Raw genomic sequence first — 17,030 nt, 5'->3', positions numbered from 1 at the left:
AGGAGTGCGGCATATGTCAAAAGGGCATTCGCTACAAGACCCTTACTTGAATACATTGCGTAAAGAGAAGGTTGGCGTTTCCATTTATCTGGTCAACGGCATCAAGCTGCAGGGGACAATCGAGTCTTTCGACCAGTTCGTGATTCTGCTGAAAAACACCGTTAGCCAAATGGTTTACAAACACGCTATCTCTACAGTCGTACCTGTGCGTCCAATTCGCTTGCCTAGCGCAACCGAAGCAGAGCTCGCTGACGCGGAACCAGGTAACGCCTAATAAATAAGACAGGAGCTTCCTTTGTTCTTTGAGCGTCACGGTGGTGGTGAGCGGGCAATCCTCGTTCACTTGGAAGGACAGGACCCTGAGGCGCGCGAAGATCCGCAGGAGTTCCAGGAGTTAGCTAAATCGGCCGGTGCCGAGACCGTCGCGTTTTTTAACGTGCCGCGTCATCGGCCATCGGCCAAGTACCTGATTGGCACTGGCAAGGTCGAAGAGTTACGCGACCTGGTCAAGGCCGAGAAGGTCGACATTGTGATTTTCAATCACGTCCTCACGCCCAGTCAGGAGCGTAACCTTGAACGTGTGTTCGAGTGTCGCGTGCTTGACCGCACCGGGCTGATTCTCGACATTTTCGCTCAGCGCGCCCGTACCCATGAAGGCAAGTTGCAGGTCGAACTGGCCCAGCTTGATCACATGAGCACGCGGCTTGTTCGTGGCTGGACTCACCTTGAACGTCAAGGTGGGGGTATCGGCAGTCGTGGCCCGGGTGAAACCCAGCTCGAAACCGACCGACGCCTGTTGCGCGTTCGCATGAGCCAGATCAAGGCCCGTCTGAAAAAAGTCCGCAGTCAACGCGAGCAGTCCCGTAGAGGGCGCCAGCGCGCCGACATTCCTACGGTTTCGCTGGTGGGCTATACCAACGCAGGTAAATCCACGCTGTTCAATGCGGTCACCGGCTCAGACGTGTTTGCCGCTGACCAATTGTTCGCCACGCTCGACCCGACATTGCGTCGCCTTGATTTGGGTGACCTAGGGCCAATTGTGCTGGCGGATACCGTGGGCTTTATTCGTCACCTTCCGCACAAGCTAGTTGAAGCTTTCCGGTCTACGCTCGAAGAGTCGAGCAATTCCGATTTGCTGCTGCACGTGATTGATGCGCACGAACCTGAGCGCATGCAGCAGATTGAACAGGTGATGGTCGTTCTGGGCGAGATTGGCGCTCAGGACTTGCCGATCCTCGAGGTCTACAACAAAATCGATTTGCTTGAAGCGGTCGAACCGCAGATTCAGCGCGATGCCAACGGCAAGCCCCAGCGGGTCTGGTTGTCGGCACGCGATGGTTCGGGGCTGGAGTTGCTGGAGCAAGCCATTGCCGAGTTGCTGGGCAATGATTTGTTCGTAGGCACCTTGCGCCTTGAGCAGCGATTTGCTCGACTGCGGGCACAGTTCTTCGAGCTGGGTGTTGTGCAAAAAGAAGCGCATGACGATGAGGGGGCCAGTTTGTTGGACGTACGCCTGCCGCGAGCCGAGCTCAACCGCTTGGTCAGCCGCGAAGGGATGCAGCCGCTGGAATTCATCGAAGAACACACTTTGCAATACAAGCCTGACAAAGCGGCTGTGCCGCTGTGATAGGCATTCTGTAGCATTGGTCGGCGCGCCGTGGGCGCGTCTTTGCTTTATCAGATGGAGAGCGCTATGGCTTGGAATGAGCCGGGTGGCAACTCGAATAATCAAGATCCCTGGGGTGGCAAACGCCCTAAAAATGGCGACCGCAAGGGACCACCAGATCTCGACGAAGCCTTCCGAAAGCTGCAGGAAAGCCTGAATGGGTTGTTCGGTGGTGGAAAAAAACGCACGGGCGGCAGTGGTGGTGACAGTGGGTCGGGCGGCAAGGGTGCCGGTTTCGGACTGCTTGGCATTGGCCTGGTCGCATTGGCAGCCGTTTGGCTGTACAGCGCAGTCTATGTAGTCGATGAGCAGGAGCAAGCCGTAGTGCTGCGCCTGGGCAAGTACTACGACACTGTAGGGCCGGGCCTGAACATCTACTTCCCACCGTTCGATAAAAAGTACATGGAAAACGTGACGCGTGAGCGTGCGTATACCAAGCAGGGTCAAATGCTGACTGAAGACGAAAACATCGTCGAAGTGCCGCTGACCGTGCAGTACAAGATCAGCAACCTGCGCGATTTCGTGCTCAACGTTGATCAGCCGGAAGTCAGCCTGCAACAAGCCACCGACAGTGCCCTGCGCCATGTCGTAGGCTCTACCTCGATGGACCAGGTGCTGACCGAAGGTCGTGAGCAAATGGCTATCGAGATCAAGGAACGTTTGCAGCGCTTCCTCGATACCTACAAGACCGGTATCACCGTGACTCAGGTCAACGTACAGAACGCAGCCGCACCGCGTGAAGTACAAGAAGCCTTTGATGACGTGATTCGTGCCCGTGAAGACGAGCAGCGTGCCCGCAACCAGGCCGAAAGCTACGCCAATGGTGTAGTGCCGGAAGCCCGTGGTCAGGCGCAGCGCATTATCGAAGATGCCAACGGTTACCGCGACGAAGTGGTTTCTCGTGCCAAAGGTGAGGCAGACCGCTTTACCAAGCTGGTGGCCGAGTACCGCAAAGCTCCGGACGTGACGCGTGACCGTCTGTATCTGGACACCATGCAGGACGTCTTCAGCAACACCAGCAAAGTACTCGTGACCGGTAACAAGAACGGCCAGAGCAACCTGCTGTACTTGCCGTTGGACAAAATGATCGAAGGCCGTAATGGCAGCACCCCGGCAACGGGTTCGGCAGCTGCGTCGAGCACCAGTGATTCTGGCTCGCACACCAGCACGGATCTGCCGACACCACCGCGTACCAGGGAGAGTCGCTGATGAGCAATAAATCGCTGATCGCCCTTATTGTTGCCGTTGTCGTGGCGATCGTTGCCTGGAACAGCTTCTACATCGTCTCGCAAACTGAACGTGCCGTTCTGCTGCGCTTTGGCCGTGTGGTTCAGGCCGATGTTCAGCCGGGTCTTCACGTGAAGATTCCTTACGTCAACCAGGTGCGCAAGTTCGACGCCCGTCTGATGACGCTGGATGCGCCGACACAGCGTTTCCTGACGCTGGAAAAGAAAGCGGTCATGGTGGATGCCTTCGCCAAGTGGCGTGTGAAAGATGCCGAGCGCTTCTACACCGCTACCTCCGGTATGAAGCAGATTGCTGACGAGCGTCTGTCGCGTCGTCTGGAATCCGGCCTGCGTGACCAGTTCGGTAAGCGCACCCTGCACGAAGTGGTGTCGGGTGAGCGTGATGCATTGATGGCTGACATCACCGCATCGCTGAACAAAATGGCTGAAAAAGAGCTGGGCATCGAAGTGGTCGACGTTCGCGTCAAAGCCATCGACTTGCCAAAAGAAGTGAACCGCAGCGTTTTCGAACGTATGAGCACCGAGCGTGAGCGTGAAGCACGCGAGCATCGGGCCAAGGGTAACGAACTGGCTGAAGGCATTCGTGCTGACGCCGACCGTCAACGTCGTGTTCTGCTGGCTGAAGCGTATCGTCAGTCTGAAGAACTGCGCGGTGATGGCGATGCCCAGGCCTCTGCGATCTACTCCAAGGCTTACGGCCAGGATCAAGAGTTCTACCGGTTCTATCGCAGCTTGCGCGCTTACCGCGAAAGCTTTGCGAACAAGAGCGACGTGTTGGTATTGGACCCAAGCAGCGATTTCTTCCGCTACCTGGAAAAATCCAAGCCCGCGCAACAGTAAGGCGTCATGCCGTCCGATTGCCGGCCTCTGGCATCACAATCGGGCGCATGCATTCATTCCGCCGGGCGGGCAAATTGCCTGGCGGGGTGATCCTTTTAGAAAACGTGTGTATGATGCGGCAGCCGGGAAATTCCCGGCTTTTTTGCGTCTGCATGTTTGATTGACCGAACGGCTGATACAGCGTCGGCAGATTTTTTCGAGGAATGTGCTGTGTAAGCCTGTTGCTTCAGGCTTTTTTGCTGTGCGCGCTCAAGACGCAGCCACGTTCTGCTTTACTCAAGGCTCGCCTGCTGGCAAGCCGCCCGGATCATAGGGGAATGGCGTAATGGCAACAGTAGACCGCTGGCTTCTGCCAGATGGCATCGAAGAAGTACTTCCACCTGAAGCAGCCCGCATCGAAGTGGCGCGGCGTCAGGTGTTGGATCTGTTCCAGAGCTGGGGCTATGAGTTCGTCGTCACCCCGCATATCGAATACCTGGAGTCCTTGCTGACTGGGGCAGGCCAGGATCTCGACTTGCGCACCTTCAAGGTTATTGACCCGCAAACGGGTCGCCAGATGGGGTTTCGTGCCGACATCACGCCGCAAGTGGCGCGCATTGATGCGCATACCCTGCGTCGTGAAGGCCCGAGCCGTCTGTGCTATGCCGGCAGCGTGCTGCATGCAAAGCCGCGCGGCTTGTCTTCCTCGCGCAGCCCGATTCAGTTGGGTGCCGAGTTGTATGGCGATGCCAGCCCGAGCAGCGATGTCGAAGTCATCAGTCTGATGCTGGCGATGCTGCAACTGGCAGATGTGCCTGATGTCCACATGGACCTGGGGCATGTCGGTATTTACCGTGGGTTGGCCCGTGCGGCCAACCTGTCGGCGCAAGTGGAACAACAATTGTTCGACGCCCTGCAACGCAAGGCGATCGACGAAGTAACGGCCTTGACCGAAGGTTTGCCAGCTGATTTGGCGGGCATGCTCCAGGCATTGGTCGGTTTGTGTGGCGGTCACGAGGTTCTGGCTGCCGCGCGCGAGCGTTTGGCAAAGGCTCCGGCTCAAGTGCTGGCGGCGCTGGATGACCTGCAAGCGATTGCGCAAGGGTTGTCTGTGCGTTTCCCGCAGTTGCCGTTGTACTTTGACCTGGGCGAGTTGCGTGGGTATCACTACCACACAGGTGTAGTGTTTGCGGTATTTGTACCGGGCGTTGGGGATTCCATCGCTCAGGGCGGCCGTTATGACGACATCGGTGCTGTCTTCGGGCGTGCCCGGCCGGCAACCGGCTTTTCGACCGATTTGAAAACCCTGGTGACCCTGGGGCGTGCGCAAGTCGAGTTGCCGTCTGGTGGTATATGGATGCCCGACAGCACGGATGCGGCACTCTGGCAGCAGGTTTGCCAGCTTCGCAGTGAAGGTCAGCGTGTGGTTCAGGCATTGCCTGGGCAGCAGCAGGCCGGGGCCCAAGAGGCTGACTGCGACCGCCAATTGATTCAGCAGAATGGCCTGTGGCAAGTAGTGCCGCTGGTTTCTTGAGTTTTCCTGCCGGCAATTGCCGGCACCAAGTTTGCGCGAATGAGGACAAGTGTTATGGGTAAGAATGTCGTAGTCCTGGGCACCCAATGGGGTGATGAGGGCAAAGGCAAGATCGTTGATCTGCTGACCGAACATGCTGCCGCTGTAGTGCGTTACCAAGGTGGTCACAACGCTGGCCACACCTTGGTGATCGACGGCGAAAAAACCGTATTGCACCTGATTCCGTCGGGCGTGTTGCGCGAAGGCGTGCAATGCCTGATCGGCAACGGTGTCGTGGTCGCTCCCGACGCCCTGCTGCGTGAAATCATCAAGCTGGAAGAAAAAGGCGTACCGGTGCGTGAGCGCCTGCGTATCAGCCCGTCCTGCCCGCTGATCCTGTCGTTCCACGTTGCTCTGGACCAGGCCCGTGAAAAGGCCCGTGGCGAGCTGAAGATCGGCACGACCGGTCGCGGCATTGGCCCTGCGTATGAAGACAAAGTGGCACGTCGTGGCCTGCGTGTTGGCGATCTGCTGAACATGCCGCGCTTTGAAGCCAAGCTGCGTGAACTGGTGGAATACCACAACTTCATGTTGGTAGGTTTCTACAAAGAGCCAGCCATCGACTTCGACAAAACCCTGGCCGAGTGCAAGGAATACGCTGAGCTGCTCAAGCCGCTGATGCTGGACGTGACCGCTGAGCTGCACGGCCTGCGCCGCGCTGGCAAAGACATCATGTTTGAAGGCGCACAAGGTTCGCTGCTCGACATCGACCACGGCACCTACCCGTACGTAACCAGCTCCAACACCACCGCTGGTGGCGTTGCAACGGGTTCGGGCGTTGGCCCGATGTTCCTGGATTACATCCTGGGCATCACCAAGGCTTACACCACTCGCGTTGGTTCGGGCCCGTTCCCGACTGAGCTGTTTGACGACGTTGGCGCTCACCTGGCCAAACAGGGTCATGAGTTCGGCGCGACCACGGGCCGTGCCCGTCGTTGCGGCTGGTTCGATGCCGTTATCCTGCGTCGCGCTATCGACGTCAACAGCATCTCGGGCATTTGCCTGACCAAGCTGGACGTGCTCGACGGTCTGGAAACCATCAACATTTGCGTCGGTTACAAAGATGCTAACGGCACTGTGCTGGTTGATGCCCCGACCGATGCTGACAGCTACGAAGGCCTGCAACCGGTCTACGAAACTGTACCCGGCTGGACTGAGTCGACCGTGGGTGCAAAAACCCTGGAAGCCCTGCCAGCCAACGCACGTGCTTACATCAAGCGCGTAGAAGAGCTGATCGGTGCACCGATCGACATCATCTCGACTGGTCCGGACCGCAACGAAACCATCGTTCTGCGTCACCCGTTCGCTTAAGTCGTCTCGATGTAAAACAAAGGGCCCTTCGGGGCCCTTTGTTGTTTGCGTCGTATTAAACGGCACGACCCTTGCTGTGGAAACCGTCAATAAAAGTGCCATCAAAATAATGGCACGTATGTGGAGGGGTTACCTGTGTCTGCCGTTCTCTCACTGTTACGAAGCCGCTTGTTAAGACCCGTGTTCGTTACCTTGGGTATCGCTCTTTTGGTGCAAGTGTTGGTGGCGGTTGCACTGACTCGGAGCACAGTCACCGCATTGGAAGCCGATCTGGACACGCGTCTGGGAGCAGACAGTCAAAAGTTGACGGTTGAATTGCAGCAGGCCAGTGAGGAGGTCAAAAACAGCCTTGATGAGCTGTCTGCTCATACTCGTCAGCGTCTGACTGCGGGCTTGGCGCCGCGCTTGAAAGAAGAGCAGACGCAGCTGTGGGATTTGATGGAGAAAAATCTCAAGGACTCAGCCAATGACATGGCGCAGTTACTGGCGGCTGTGGCACCGCGGGCCATTTGGGACAACGACGTGCCAACCCTGTCTGAATTTGCCCGCCGCGCTCAACATAATCCCAATGTGTTGTTTGTTGTGTATGACGATGCGTCAGGTCAGCACCTGACGCGCTATCTCAACCGTGACAACCCGATCAACAAAGCCCTGTTGGAAAAGGGCCAGAGTGAGCGAGCGTTGGACAAGGTCTTGAGTGCGGCCCGCAACGACCCGGCGGTGTATTACCTCGAAGCGCCCATCAGCCCTAACGGTGTCGAAATCGGCAAAGTGTTGATGGGTGTTTCCACAGCGTCGTTAGAAGAGGATCTGGCGGCCCTTGATAAGCGTTTTGCGAAACTGATCGTCAACAGTGAGCAGTTGGTCGGCGAAAGCTTGCAGGGTGCTGCCAGCGACAGCGCGGCGGTGTTGGGCGCACGTTTGCAGTCGGCTCAGGCGGCCGCTGCGCAAATGCAAGCCAATACCTCGCAGACCGTGCGTGAGGCGGCGGATACGTTGCGCTGGCGGATTGGCCTGGGCTTGGCGATAGTCGGCTTGGGCGTACTGTTGCTTCTGGCCGTGGTACTGGGCCGGCGCGTAGTGAACAAATTGCTGTTGTTGATTAACGCGCTCAATGATCTGGCAGCAGGCGATGGCGATTTGACCAAGCGTGTCGGCCTTCACAGCAAGGATGAAATTGGCGACATGGCTGCGGCGGTCAACCGTTTTATCGACAAGCTCCAGCCCATCGTGCGCGAGGCCGGTGATGTGGCGCAGCGTACCGGGGTCGAGATTGGGGCGATGACCGTACGCAATGCCGGGGCCAATGCCGCCGCGCAATTGCAGCGAGATGAGGTTGCGCAAAGTCTGGCAGCGCTGTCGACCATGGCCGATGCGGCGCAGTCCGAGAGCCATGCGATGCAAGCGGCGCTTAAACAGGTGCTGGAGATTCGTCAGGCCACCGATGAAAACACTCGTACCTCGACGCAAGTCGGCGGTTTGATTGAAGCCTTGGCCGGACAAGTGGGCGAGGGTGCCAAGGTGATAGAGCGTCTGGCCCGTCAGAGCGAGCAAATTGAGGTGGTATTGACGGTGATTCACGGCATTGCAGAGCAAACCAACCTGCTGGCGTTGAATGCGGCCATTGAAGCGGCGCGTGCAGGGGAAACCGGACGTGGCTTTGCAGTGGTGGCCGATGAAGTGCGGGCGCTGGCAAGCAAGACGCAACGCTCAACGGGTGACATTCAGGCGCACATCGTGGCGTTGCAGCAGGGCGCGAAAGAGGCGGTGGCGGCGATTGGTTTGGCGGGGCGTCAGGCCAATGAGGGTTTGGTGGTGTTACGCGGCAGTGTGCAATTGCAAAAAACGGTGCAAGCCTCGGTTGAGCAAGTGCATGCCGCCATTGGAGATGCAACTAAAGCCGCTGCGCATCAGGCGCAGGGTGCTCATGCCGTGCGTGGGCGGGTTGAAGTGATCCATGCACAGTCCGAGCGGGCGGCGCAGGCGGTGAATGAAACCACGGCCAGTGGCAAGGTGCTGGATGGTTTGGCGGCGCAGCTCAAGGCGAGCTTGGGGCAGTTTCGGGCTTAAGATCAAAAGCCCCTCACCCTAGCCCTCTCCCGGAGGGAGAGGGGACTAAAGGCAAAAGCAGATTCACGAAACGCTTAGATCCAGCTCCCTCTCCCTCTGGGAGAGGGTTGGGGTGAGGGCAGGCGGACTCAGCGGCTCAAATACATCCGCGTCGTGAGCAAATACACCGGCAAACCCGACACCAAAATGAGCAGCGCCGCATAAGGAGCCGCCGCCGCAAACTCGATGTTCGAGGTGTGCGACCACACTTGCGTCGCCAAGGTATTCAGCCCTGTAGGACTCAGCAGCAACGTCGCTGTCAGTTCCTTCATCGCATCCAGAAATACCAGCGCGAACGCCGCCCCCAGTGCAGGAAAGATGATCGGCAACGTCACCCGGCAAAACGCCGAGAACGACGAAGCGCCCAAGGTTCGCGCCGCTTCTTCAAGCTGCGGGGCCGCCTTGTTCAGCGCCGTGCGGATTGGCGCCTGAGCCAGCGGCAAAAACAGCAGCGCATAAGCAATCAGCAACAACGCCGAGGTCTGGTACAGCACAGGCACGAAATGCAGCGAGAAATACACCAGCGCCAAGGCAATCACCAGCCCTGGCAGGGCATGCAGCAGGTACGGCAAGCGCTCAGCCCAGATCGCCAGTTGGCCTTTATAACGCACCACCAGCAGGCCGACCGGCACCGCCAGCACCAGACACAACGCAGCGCCGCCCAGCGACAGTGACAACGACGAGAGCAGCGCTTCGCCAATCTGAGCCATGGGAAAAGCCGCCGAGCTGCCCTTGACCAGCCAGTACACCAGCATGCCCAAAGGCACGCCGCTGCCGATCACTGCCAGCGCCAGGCAATACAGTTGGCCCAGCAGCGACCACTTGCCCAGCCGCACTTGCTCGGCACGCCGCGCCGCGCCCTGACCGATGCGAATGTGGCGGCCTTTACCGCGCACTTTCAGCTCCAGCCACAGCAGGCTCAGGCACATCACCAGCAACACCGCTGACAACATGGCAGCATTGGCGTTACTGAATTCCAGCTCAAATTGCTGATAGATCGCGGTGGTGAAGGTCTGCAAGCCAATAATCGACAGTGCGCCAAACTCCACCAGCATGTGCAGGGCAATCAGCAACGATCCCGCCAGTAGCGAAGGCCAGAGCAGCGGCAGGGTGATGGTGAAGAATACCCCCCAGCGATTCTGGCCCAGCGTGCGGGCAGACTCCTCAAGCGCCGGGTCGAGGTTGCGCAAGGTGGCCGCCACCGGCAGAAAAATGAGCGGATATTTGGACAGGCTCATCACCAGAATGGCGCCGCCCAACCCCTCAAAGCTGGCGCTGAGCGATACCCACGTGAAGCTGCTGACGAACGCCGGAACGGCAAACGGCAGACACAGGATCACGCCCCACAGCCGCCGGCCCGGCAAGTTGCTGCGTTCCAGCAACCAAGCCAGCGACAAGCCCACCAGTGCACAGGTGACGGTCACGCCGACCATCAACATCAAGGTGTTGCGCATCAGGCCAAATACAAACGGCCGCCACAACAGATGTACCGCTTGCGCCCAGCCGGCTTGCCAGGCCTTGGTGCCCACATACAGCAACGGCAACAGGCTCAGGCCCACCAGAAACAACACGGGCAACAACAGCCAGATTGATGGCCTTTTGCGTTTCAGGGTAAAGCGGGCAGGTTGGGCGGCAAGCAGCATCAGAGCAGGCCTACTTCTTGTTCGAGCTCCAGCGCTTCATCCGCGTTGCCCAAGTCGGCCGGGGTGATTTTCGGCGCTTGCAGTTCATCAAACGGCTTGAGGCCGCGTTCCGAGACCATGCCTTTGCGCATCGGGTATTCAGCGGTGGTGTTGGTGATTACCCGCTGACCTTCTTCGCTGGCCATGTAAGCCAGCAATTGCTGGGCTTCTTTAGGGTGCTTGGTGGCTTTGACCACGCCGGCACTGGACACGGTAATCAAGCCGCCCGCATCACCGTCGGTGAAATAGTGCAGTTTGGAGTCCAGCTTGCCTTTCTCGCGCTGCAAGGCAAACCAGTAGTAGTTGTTCACCAGTACCGCTGCCACTTCGCCATTCTCAACGGCTTTGAGCGCCACCATGTTGTTGGTGTAAGTCTTGCCGAAGGCGCGCAGGCCTGTCAGCCATTCTTCAGCGGCGTCGCGACCATGCATTTTGATAATGGCCACGGCCTGTTCCTGGAAAGCGCCGCTGGTCGGCACGAAGCCCACCTTGCCTTGCCATTCAGGGCCCGCGAAATCCAGAACTGATTTGGGCAGTTCTTCTTCCTTGATCTTGTTGGGGTTGAAGGCCACTACGCGGGTACGCGCCGTCACGCCGATCCAGGTGCCGTTAGCCGCCACGTATTCCTTGGGCAGCGCTTGCAGGGTGCTGTCGTCAGCCTTGGCCAGCAAGCCTTGCTCACCCAGGCTGTTGAGCGGTGGCGATTCTTCAGCGTAAAACACGTCGGCAGGCGAGCGGTCGCCTTCTTCGACGATCTGGCTGGCCAACTGGTTGCTGCTGCCTTTGCGCACATTGACGTGGATGCCGGTCTTGGCTTCAAAGGCGGCGGCAAGGTTGTCGCCAACCTCTTTGTGCTGGCCGTTATACAAGGTCAGGGTGACAGGGTCGGCAGCATAAGCGGCGGGAGCGAGCAGGGTCAGGCCAAGCGTTGCGATGGACAAACTGCGCAGTAGAAATGTTGCAAGCTGGGTATTTCGGAGCATCATTCGCTGGGTTCCTCGCTGGGGTACAACAAAACTTGAAACAATAATAAACGATATTGTTTCTCAAGTGCGCTTGACCCAGCGTCCAATTGTGCTCCTACGACGAACTGTGATGCGTCCTTCCTTAAAGTGTGTCGAGAAAACTGCGCAAAGCTCTCAGTTCGTCCTTGTCCATGTTCAATACTTTCAGGCGTTCACTGGTGGTTGGAAACAACGGGTCGTTGACCTGCTGCGCGTTGGGCCGCGGGCGTGGCATGCCCATGTTGTAGAAGGCCAGCGTGCCCTCCATGTTGACGAACAGGCCGTTGTGCATCCACGGCGCCGTTTTCATCACCAGGCGTAATGACGGGGTGCGGAAGGCGCCCACGTCTTCAGGCTTGCGCGTCACTTCATAGCGCCCCAGGTCCTCGTATTTAGCGCGTCCGTAATAGCTCAGGCCAACGTTATGGAACTGTTCGTCGCTCAGGGCTGGGCCGAAGTGGCAGTTCATGCAGCGGGCCTTGGTGCGGAACACATGCAGGCCGTAGAGTTGTTCGTCAGTCATGCGCTGCGGGCGTCCGCGCAGTAATTGCTCGAAAGGGGTGTTGCGAGTGCTTTTGACCAGCGTGCGCTGGAACGTGGCCAATGCTTGCCCGATTCGTTCGGTGGTAATCGGGCCATCGCCAAAAACCTGCGCAAATTGATCGTGGTAGGCCGCGTCGGTATTGAGCCGTTCAAGCAATTGCGGAATATCGAAGGCCATTTCCACCGGATCGACGATGGGGTGCATGGCTTGCTGCTCAAGACTGCCGCCTCGACCGTCCCAAAACAGCTGGGAGCTGTAGCCGCTCATCACCAGACTAGGCGCGTTTCGTCGTCCGTTCTGGCGATCATGGCCAAAGGACACTCGGCGACCATCGGCAAAGGCCATGTCGGCTTCATGACAGGATGCGCAGGCAATTTGCCCGGAGCGTGACAGCTTGGGGTCGTTAAACAGTTTTTTGCCCAGCTCGGCCTTGGCCTCGCTGAACGGGTTTTCGGGAGGCGCGGGCGCATGGTCGGGCAGGGCGGCCATTTCCTGCCAGGCCACGTCGGCATCAACCTGCGGAGCGGGCCACTGGGCGACAGGCTGGCGGTACAGCTGGGCTATGCAGGTGCTGTAATCGCTGGCCTTTTCATCGCAGGCCGACGCTGCGGTCGCACTCAGGCTGCTCAGCGCCACCCCCACGCTGAAGCAGAAAATCAGGCGGTTCAAAAGGTGTACCCCACTTCAAGCATGAATTGACGGCCGACTTCATAGGTCGGCAAGCCGCTGTTCTCGGTAGCGCCGACAATTTGTTTATCCAGCAGGTTGGTCACGTCAAGGTTAACGAACACGGCCTGGTCTTTCGCTGTGGGCACTTGCCAGGCAATGCGGGTATCCCAGGTCAAGGCGCCAGAAAACGGTGTTTCGGCCCACACATAAGCGTCCTTGCCTTCGTGCTGGACTTTTTTGCCAGTGGCTGCGATTCGGCGGTAACCGTCGCGGTAACGCAGGAAGTTACTCCAGGTCAGGTGCAGTGGCTCGATTTCGGTGATGGTGGTCAGGCGCGCGGTCCAGGGGCGGTTGTAATTGGTCGCGGGCATGTCGGAGTACTTCATGAACTTGCCGTCGTACTGGATCGTGGGGTCTTCGACGTAGGTTGCGCCGATGCTGGCACTGTAGTTCGACAGGCCGGTGTTATTGATTTTGCTCCAGTCCATCGCGAACTGGCCCGAGGTGCGGGTGCTGCCCAGCGTAAAGGCTTGCAGCGGGGTAATGGTCAGGGTGTAGATGTCGGCATCACTTTTGCCGCCGTTGTAATAGGTGTAGTAGTTGGCGGCCAGCGTACTGGTGTCTTCGGACGGCTCACCAATCTGCGAGCCCCACGCGCGGCTGACTTGCTCGCGGCCCATGCGCTTGACGTATTTGACGGCGAATTCGGTGTCCCATTGCACATGGCTCAGGCCCAGGGTCAGCTCATCGTCATAGGGCACTTTCAGCTGGTTGAACTTGCTGTCATTGGCGTTCTGCTTGCCTTTGACCCATTCAGAAGACTGGCTGGCACGGCTGTATTCGGTGCCCATGGCGGCGATACCGTCGCGCAGGCGATAGGCGTACAGGTTGCGGCCGTAGTAGCGGTTGGCGCCGCCGGTGATACGGGTCTTGTTGTCGCCGAACACGTCCAGCTCGATGGCCAGGCGCGGCGCGATAGTGGTCTGGCTCATGTAGTCATCGCCGTCGATCCGTACGCCGGGTCTTACGGTTAGGCGTCCATAGCGCATTTCGTCTTGCAGGTATAACGCCCAAGAGCGCGTGTCAAAGGCAACTTTGCCTTGGCTGACGGTCATCTTGTTGGCGTATTGCCCGGGCCACCCCTCTTTGGTGGTGCCAATCGAGCAGTAAGGATCGCTGCCCACACATGTGCCGGTGGACGCCACGGTGTAACTGCTGTGGGGTTTGCTGCGTTCATAGCTGGCCGAGTTCTGTGACAGTTCAAGGCCGGTTTGTACGGAGTGATCAAGCCCCAGCCAATTGAAACTGTTCCAGTCGGCCTTGAGCTTGTAAGCCAGCGTTTTCTGGGTTTCTTCGATGTCGCCAAAGCCGCCTTCGGAGGCAACTGCTGAAGTGCTCCAGTCTTTGGTCGTGGAGGAGCGCCAGAAAATCAGGTAGTCACTGTCTGAGTAACGTGACGTGTTCAGTTCGCTCCAGCTGAGGTTTTGTTCGACGCGGGCCATTGGTGCATTCCATACCAGGCGGGCGCTAATGCTCTCGCCGCCGGCTTCCATGTCTCGGGCGGAGTAGACCGAGTTAGGGCCAAAGGTTTTGGCGGTTTCCGGGGCGTGGGTCAGGCTGACATCGAGTTTCCAATCTTCATTGACCTGCCAGACGGCTTTAAGGAAGTAGTTGTCGATGCGCCGCGTCTGTGTTTCGGCAACATTGGCCGTTTCGGTCTGGTTGGAAACGGCAAATACTCGGGTCGGAATAGTGGAGTCTTTGCGTGAAAAACTGCCCATCAGACCGAAGTTATCGGTTAAGTACCCTTCGAGAGTGGCGCGAGTGATGATCTTCTTGAACTCGGGCTGACTGTCGTTTCCGAAGCCGGCTTCAAAGTTCTCGAGATCCGGGTCATCTTCGTTGAGGTGATAGCGGGTCCACTCCGAACGCGACATTTGCACCGACACCTTGCCGTGAAAGTCCTTTTTGGGGTCGCGGGTGTTGGCCTCGACCACGCCGCCGTTAAATCCGCCAAATTCTACGGGCACGTTACTGTCATAGACTTTGATGTCTTCGAGCAGGTCGGTGTCGAGCGCCATGCCCTGACTGCGCCCTGAAATCTCTGCGAAGCTGTCATTGCTGTTGCCCGGGTCGAGGTCGTTGTTCATGGTCATGCCATCGACCACAAACAGATTTTGCCAAGGTCGTGCGCCGTTGATACTGATGTCGGCAGGAGCAATTTCGCCCGGCGTCTTGCTGCTTAGCTGATTGTTATCGAATTGCACGTTGGGGTTGGTACGCAGCAAGCTGGTGATGTCGCCATTACCTGAAGGCAGGCTCTCGATCATTTGCCGATCAATCACCTGTTCTCCCTGGAAAACTGAATCCATCGCCGTAATCGGTGTGCTTTTGATCTGTAGGACATCGCTCTCTGCGGGCGGCAGGATGGAGGCGCTCTCGGGCGAGGTTACTTCCCACTGCAGGCCGCAGTCGCGCAACAGGCGAGCCAGTGCGTTTTCGGGGCTCGTCGTCGCGTTCACCGGCGCGCTATTGAGGCCGGTCAGCAGCGTACTTTCTGCGCTGACCTGCCAGCCTGACTGCTGCGAAAAAGCAATGAGCGCCGTGGCCAGTGGTTGGGCCGGAATCTGGAAATGCTGTTGTTGCTCATGCTGGCTCTGCGGGCTCGATCCAGGGCTGGCGGCGAGGGTCAGTGCGGGCATGCCAAGCAGCACGGCCAAAGACAACGAACGGTAACCAGAGAGGCTGACGCAACGCAAACGCGGAGAAGGCATGAGAAGACCTACGAAATTAAACGCTCTTGTCACTAATGCGAATCTTTATCAGTGACGTTCGTAAGTAAAGACTCTCGGCGGTGTGGGATTTCCATAAATAAATGAAAATATTTTTAGGCGGCTGAAAACGACGTCTCAACGCTCTACCGTTTTGCCGACACAACCAGGGTATACGGCACGCCGTCTTGCACGTTCCCGCCCAGCGGGGCGATGACGGTTTGCAGTGCGCGTTTGGGGTCGCGCATGTTCAGCGCTGCGGTGACACGGCGCTGGCCCAATGCTTTATCGGTCAGCAGAATCAGACCCGGCTGGTAGCGGCGCAGTTGCTTGATCACGTCATCGACTGATTGGTCTACAACCACCAATTGCCAGCGGCGCCAAGGGGCGACGTATCCGATAGGCAGTTGTTCCAGACGGGTTTTCCGAGCCGTTGCGTCATAGCTCAGATGGTCGCCGTAATGCAGGGTGGAAGACGCAGAAGACGAGGGGGTTTTGACGGCAACCGTGCCGCTCTCAACGCTGACATGCACATCATCGTTGTCCACGCTGACCGCAAAGGCGGTACCTGTGACACGAACACGAACCTGACCGGCATTAACGTAAAAAGCGCGGTCTGGCTCGGAGGTGACCGAGAAAAACGCCTGCCCGCGCAGCAGGGTGACTTGCCGCTGTTGGGGGTCGAACTGCACATCGGCCACGCTGTTGCTGTCGAGCAGCATGTGGCTGCCGTCTTTCAGGGTAATGTCCCGGTGTTCCGCGGTAGGGCTATGGTAGTCAGCCCGCAGGGCCTGCCAGTCGGGCAGCAGCATAAACACGGCACAGGCTGCAGCAGCGGCACCTATCAATGAACGTCTGCGCCGGCTGAAGCGATGGGGCGCAGACGTGGGCGGGGTGACGTGTACCGTGCCGCACGTCGCTTCGTTCGGCAGGCTCAGTGCTTCCCCGCTCAGGCTCCAGACCTTCTGCGCCTTGCGCCACGCGGCCTCATGCTCGGGTGCGCTGTTACGCCATTGATTGAGGCGCTGGGTCAGATCAGGGTCGCCCGGTTTTTCCTGAATCAGCAGCAGCCAGTCCAGTGCGGTTTCCCAGATGAGGTTCGGGGGCGGTTTATCAGTCATCACTCAGTTGTTCCGCGCAGTAGGTCAGGGCGTCGCGGACCAATTGGTGGGCCAGGCTCACAGAGATACCCAGTTGGGCACCTATTTGTTGAAACGTCAGGCCTTGCAGTCGATGCAGGACAAATGCCTGTCGAGTGCGTTCCGGCAGGCGCGACAGAGCATGTTGCAATTTGCGCAGCTCGTCCAGATGCAGGGCTTCTTGTTCAGGAGATGGCGCGTTGGAAGCGTGCTCGTCCAGTAGCTCATCACGAGAGGTGTGGCGATTTTCCAAGGTGACGCGGCGATTGAGGTCAAAGGCCAGGTTGCGCACGATTCGATAAAGGTAACCCACCGGTTGCGTGAGCGGCATGAGGTTGTCGGCGCCCTGACTGAAACGTAGCCAGGCGTCTTGCACCACATCTTCGGCTTTGGACCGGCAGCCGACGATAGGTGCGGCATAGTCCACCAGAGCATGTCGATGCATGAGGTAGAGCTGTAGTCTTTCGTTGTTGTCGGACACTCGAATCCAGGAAGA

The 17,030-nt window shown here is 58.3% G+C and carries 13 protein-coding genes; 7 read left to right on the top strand and 6 right to left on the bottom strand.

Annotation, left to right across the window (positions count from 1 at the left end):
• Positions 1-13: 13 nt before the first annotated feature.
• From hfq to EQV93_RS11880, 7 genes are all read left to right on the top strand, one after another.
• Entirely contained in the window at positions 14-274 is a 261-nt protein-coding gene (gene hfq, locus EQV93_RS11910) for an RNA chaperone Hfq (protein ID WP_122785080.1), read from the top strand.
• Positions 275-295: 21 nt separating this feature from the next.
• Positions 296-1,627: a ribosome rescue GTPase HflX gene (hflX, locus tag EQV93_RS11905; protein WP_122785079.1), complete on the top strand. Its 1,332-nt coding sequence runs from the start codon at positions 296-298 to the stop codon at positions 1,625-1,627.
• Between the two features lie 66 nt (positions 1,628-1,693).
• The gene (hflK, locus tag EQV93_RS11900; protein ID WP_122785078.1) at positions 1,694-2,875 is read left to right on the top strand and encodes an FtsH protease activity modulator HflK; all 1,182 of its coding nucleotides are present in this window, start codon (positions 1,694-1,696) and stop codon (positions 2,873-2,875) included.
• Entirely contained in the window at positions 2,875-3,753 is an 879-nt protein-coding gene (gene hflC / locus EQV93_RS11895) for a protease modulator HflC (protein ID WP_122785077.1), read from the top strand. Before hflK ends, hflC begins: the two co-directional genes overlap by 1 nt.
• 325 nt (positions 3,754-4,078) lie before the next feature.
• Positions 4,079-5,266 (top strand): ATP phosphoribosyltransferase regulatory subunit, encoded by a 1,188-nt coding sequence (locus tag EQV93_RS11890; RefSeq protein ID WP_122785076.1) that lies wholly within the window; start codon positions 4,079-4,081, stop codon positions 5,264-5,266.
• Between the two features lie 54 nt (positions 5,267-5,320).
• Positions 5,321-6,616 carry an adenylosuccinate synthase gene (locus EQV93_RS11885; RefSeq protein WP_122785075.1) on the top strand — a complete coding sequence of 432 codons (1,296 nt, stop codon included), beginning with the start codon at positions 5,321-5,323 and terminating at the stop codon, positions 6,614-6,616.
• A 135-nt stretch (positions 6,617-6,751) separates the two neighbouring features.
• Positions 6,752-8,686: a methyl-accepting chemotaxis protein gene (locus tag EQV93_RS11880; RefSeq protein WP_240891621.1), complete on the top strand. Its 1,935-nt coding sequence runs from the start codon at positions 6,752-6,754 to the stop codon at positions 8,684-8,686.
• A gap of 128 nt (positions 8,687-8,814) precedes the next feature.
• Here EQV93_RS11880 and EQV93_RS11875 read toward each other — a convergent pair whose 3' ends face one another.
• The 6 genes from EQV93_RS11875 to EQV93_RS11850 all read right to left on the bottom strand — a co-directional run bounded on the left by EQV93_RS11875 (position 8,815) and on the right by EQV93_RS11850 (position 17,015).
• Complete coding sequence (locus EQV93_RS11875) at positions 8,815-10,368, bottom strand: ABC transporter permease (protein ID WP_122785073.1); 1,554 nt, start codon at positions 10,366-10,368, stop codon at positions 8,815-8,817.
• Complete coding sequence (locus EQV93_RS11870; protein WP_122785072.1) at positions 10,368-11,393, bottom strand: iron ABC transporter substrate-binding protein; 1,026 nt, start codon at positions 11,391-11,393, stop codon at positions 10,368-10,370. The genes EQV93_RS11875 and EQV93_RS11870 overlap by 1 nt, the downstream gene beginning before the upstream one ends.
• Positions 11,394-11,514: 121 nt before the next feature.
• The gene (locus EQV93_RS11865) at positions 11,515-12,624 is read right to left on the bottom strand and encodes a cytochrome-c peroxidase (protein WP_146384767.1); all 1,110 of its coding nucleotides are present in this window, start codon (positions 12,622-12,624) and stop codon (positions 11,515-11,517) included.
• Positions 12,621-15,398 carry a TonB-dependent receptor gene (locus EQV93_RS11860; RefSeq protein ID WP_122785070.1) on the bottom strand — a complete coding sequence of 926 codons (2,778 nt, stop codon included), beginning with the start codon at positions 15,396-15,398 and terminating at the stop codon, positions 12,621-12,623. The genes EQV93_RS11865 and EQV93_RS11860 overlap by 4 nt, the downstream gene beginning before the upstream one ends.
• Positions 15,399-15,541: 143 nt before the next feature.
• On the bottom strand, positions 15,542-16,516 hold the full coding sequence (locus tag EQV93_RS11855) for a FecR family protein (protein ID WP_146424638.1): 975 nt from the start codon (positions 16,514-16,516) through the stop codon (positions 15,542-15,544).
• Positions 16,509-17,015 carry a sigma-70 family RNA polymerase sigma factor gene (locus EQV93_RS11850; protein WP_122785068.1) on the bottom strand — a complete coding sequence of 169 codons (507 nt, stop codon included), beginning with the start codon at positions 17,013-17,015 and terminating at the stop codon, positions 16,509-16,511. Before EQV93_RS11850 ends, EQV93_RS11855 begins: the two co-directional genes overlap by 8 nt.
• Positions 17,016-17,030: the final 15 nt, after the last annotated feature.

It is taken from the genome of Pseudomonas sp. TMW22091 (assembly GCF_022496705.1).
Taxonomy (GTDB): Bacteria; Pseudomonadota; Gammaproteobacteria; order Pseudomonadales; family Pseudomonadaceae; genus Aquipseudomonas; species Aquipseudomonas saxonica.
Note: the sequence above shows the minus strand (reverse complement) of the source record. Positions and strands in the feature narration are given on the sequence as shown.

Coding starts and splice junctions, on each gene's coding strand:
- hfq (WP_122785080.1), top strand. CDS start 14: ATGTCAAAAGGGCATTCGCTACAAGACCCTTACTTGAATACATTGCGT.
- hflK (WP_122785078.1), top strand. CDS start 1,694: ATGGCTTGGAATGAGCCGGGTGGCAACTCGAATAATCAAGATCCCTGG.
- hflC (WP_122785077.1), top strand. CDS start 2,875: ATGAGCAATAAATCGCTGATCGCCCTTATTGTTGCCGTTGTCGTGGCG.
- EQV93_RS11890 (WP_122785076.1), top strand. CDS start 4,079: ATGGCAACAGTAGACCGCTGGCTTCTGCCAGATGGCATCGAAGAAGTA.
- EQV93_RS11885 (WP_122785075.1), top strand. CDS start 5,321: ATGGGTAAGAATGTCGTAGTCCTGGGCACCCAATGGGGTGATGAGGGC.
- EQV93_RS11875 (WP_122785073.1), bottom strand. CDS start 10,368: ATGCTGCTTGCCGCCCAACCTGCCCGCTTTACCCTGAAACGCAAAAGG.
- EQV93_RS11870 (WP_122785072.1), bottom strand. CDS start 11,393: ATGATGCTCCGAAATACCCAGCTTGCAACATTTCTACTGCGCAGTTTG.
- EQV93_RS11860 (WP_122785070.1), bottom strand. CDS start 15,398: ATGCCTTCTCCGCGTTTGCGTTGCGTCAGCCTCTCTGGTTACCGTTCG.
- EQV93_RS11855 (WP_146424638.1), bottom strand. CDS start 16,516: ATGACTGATAAACCGCCCCCGAACCTCATCTGGGAAACCGCACTGGAC.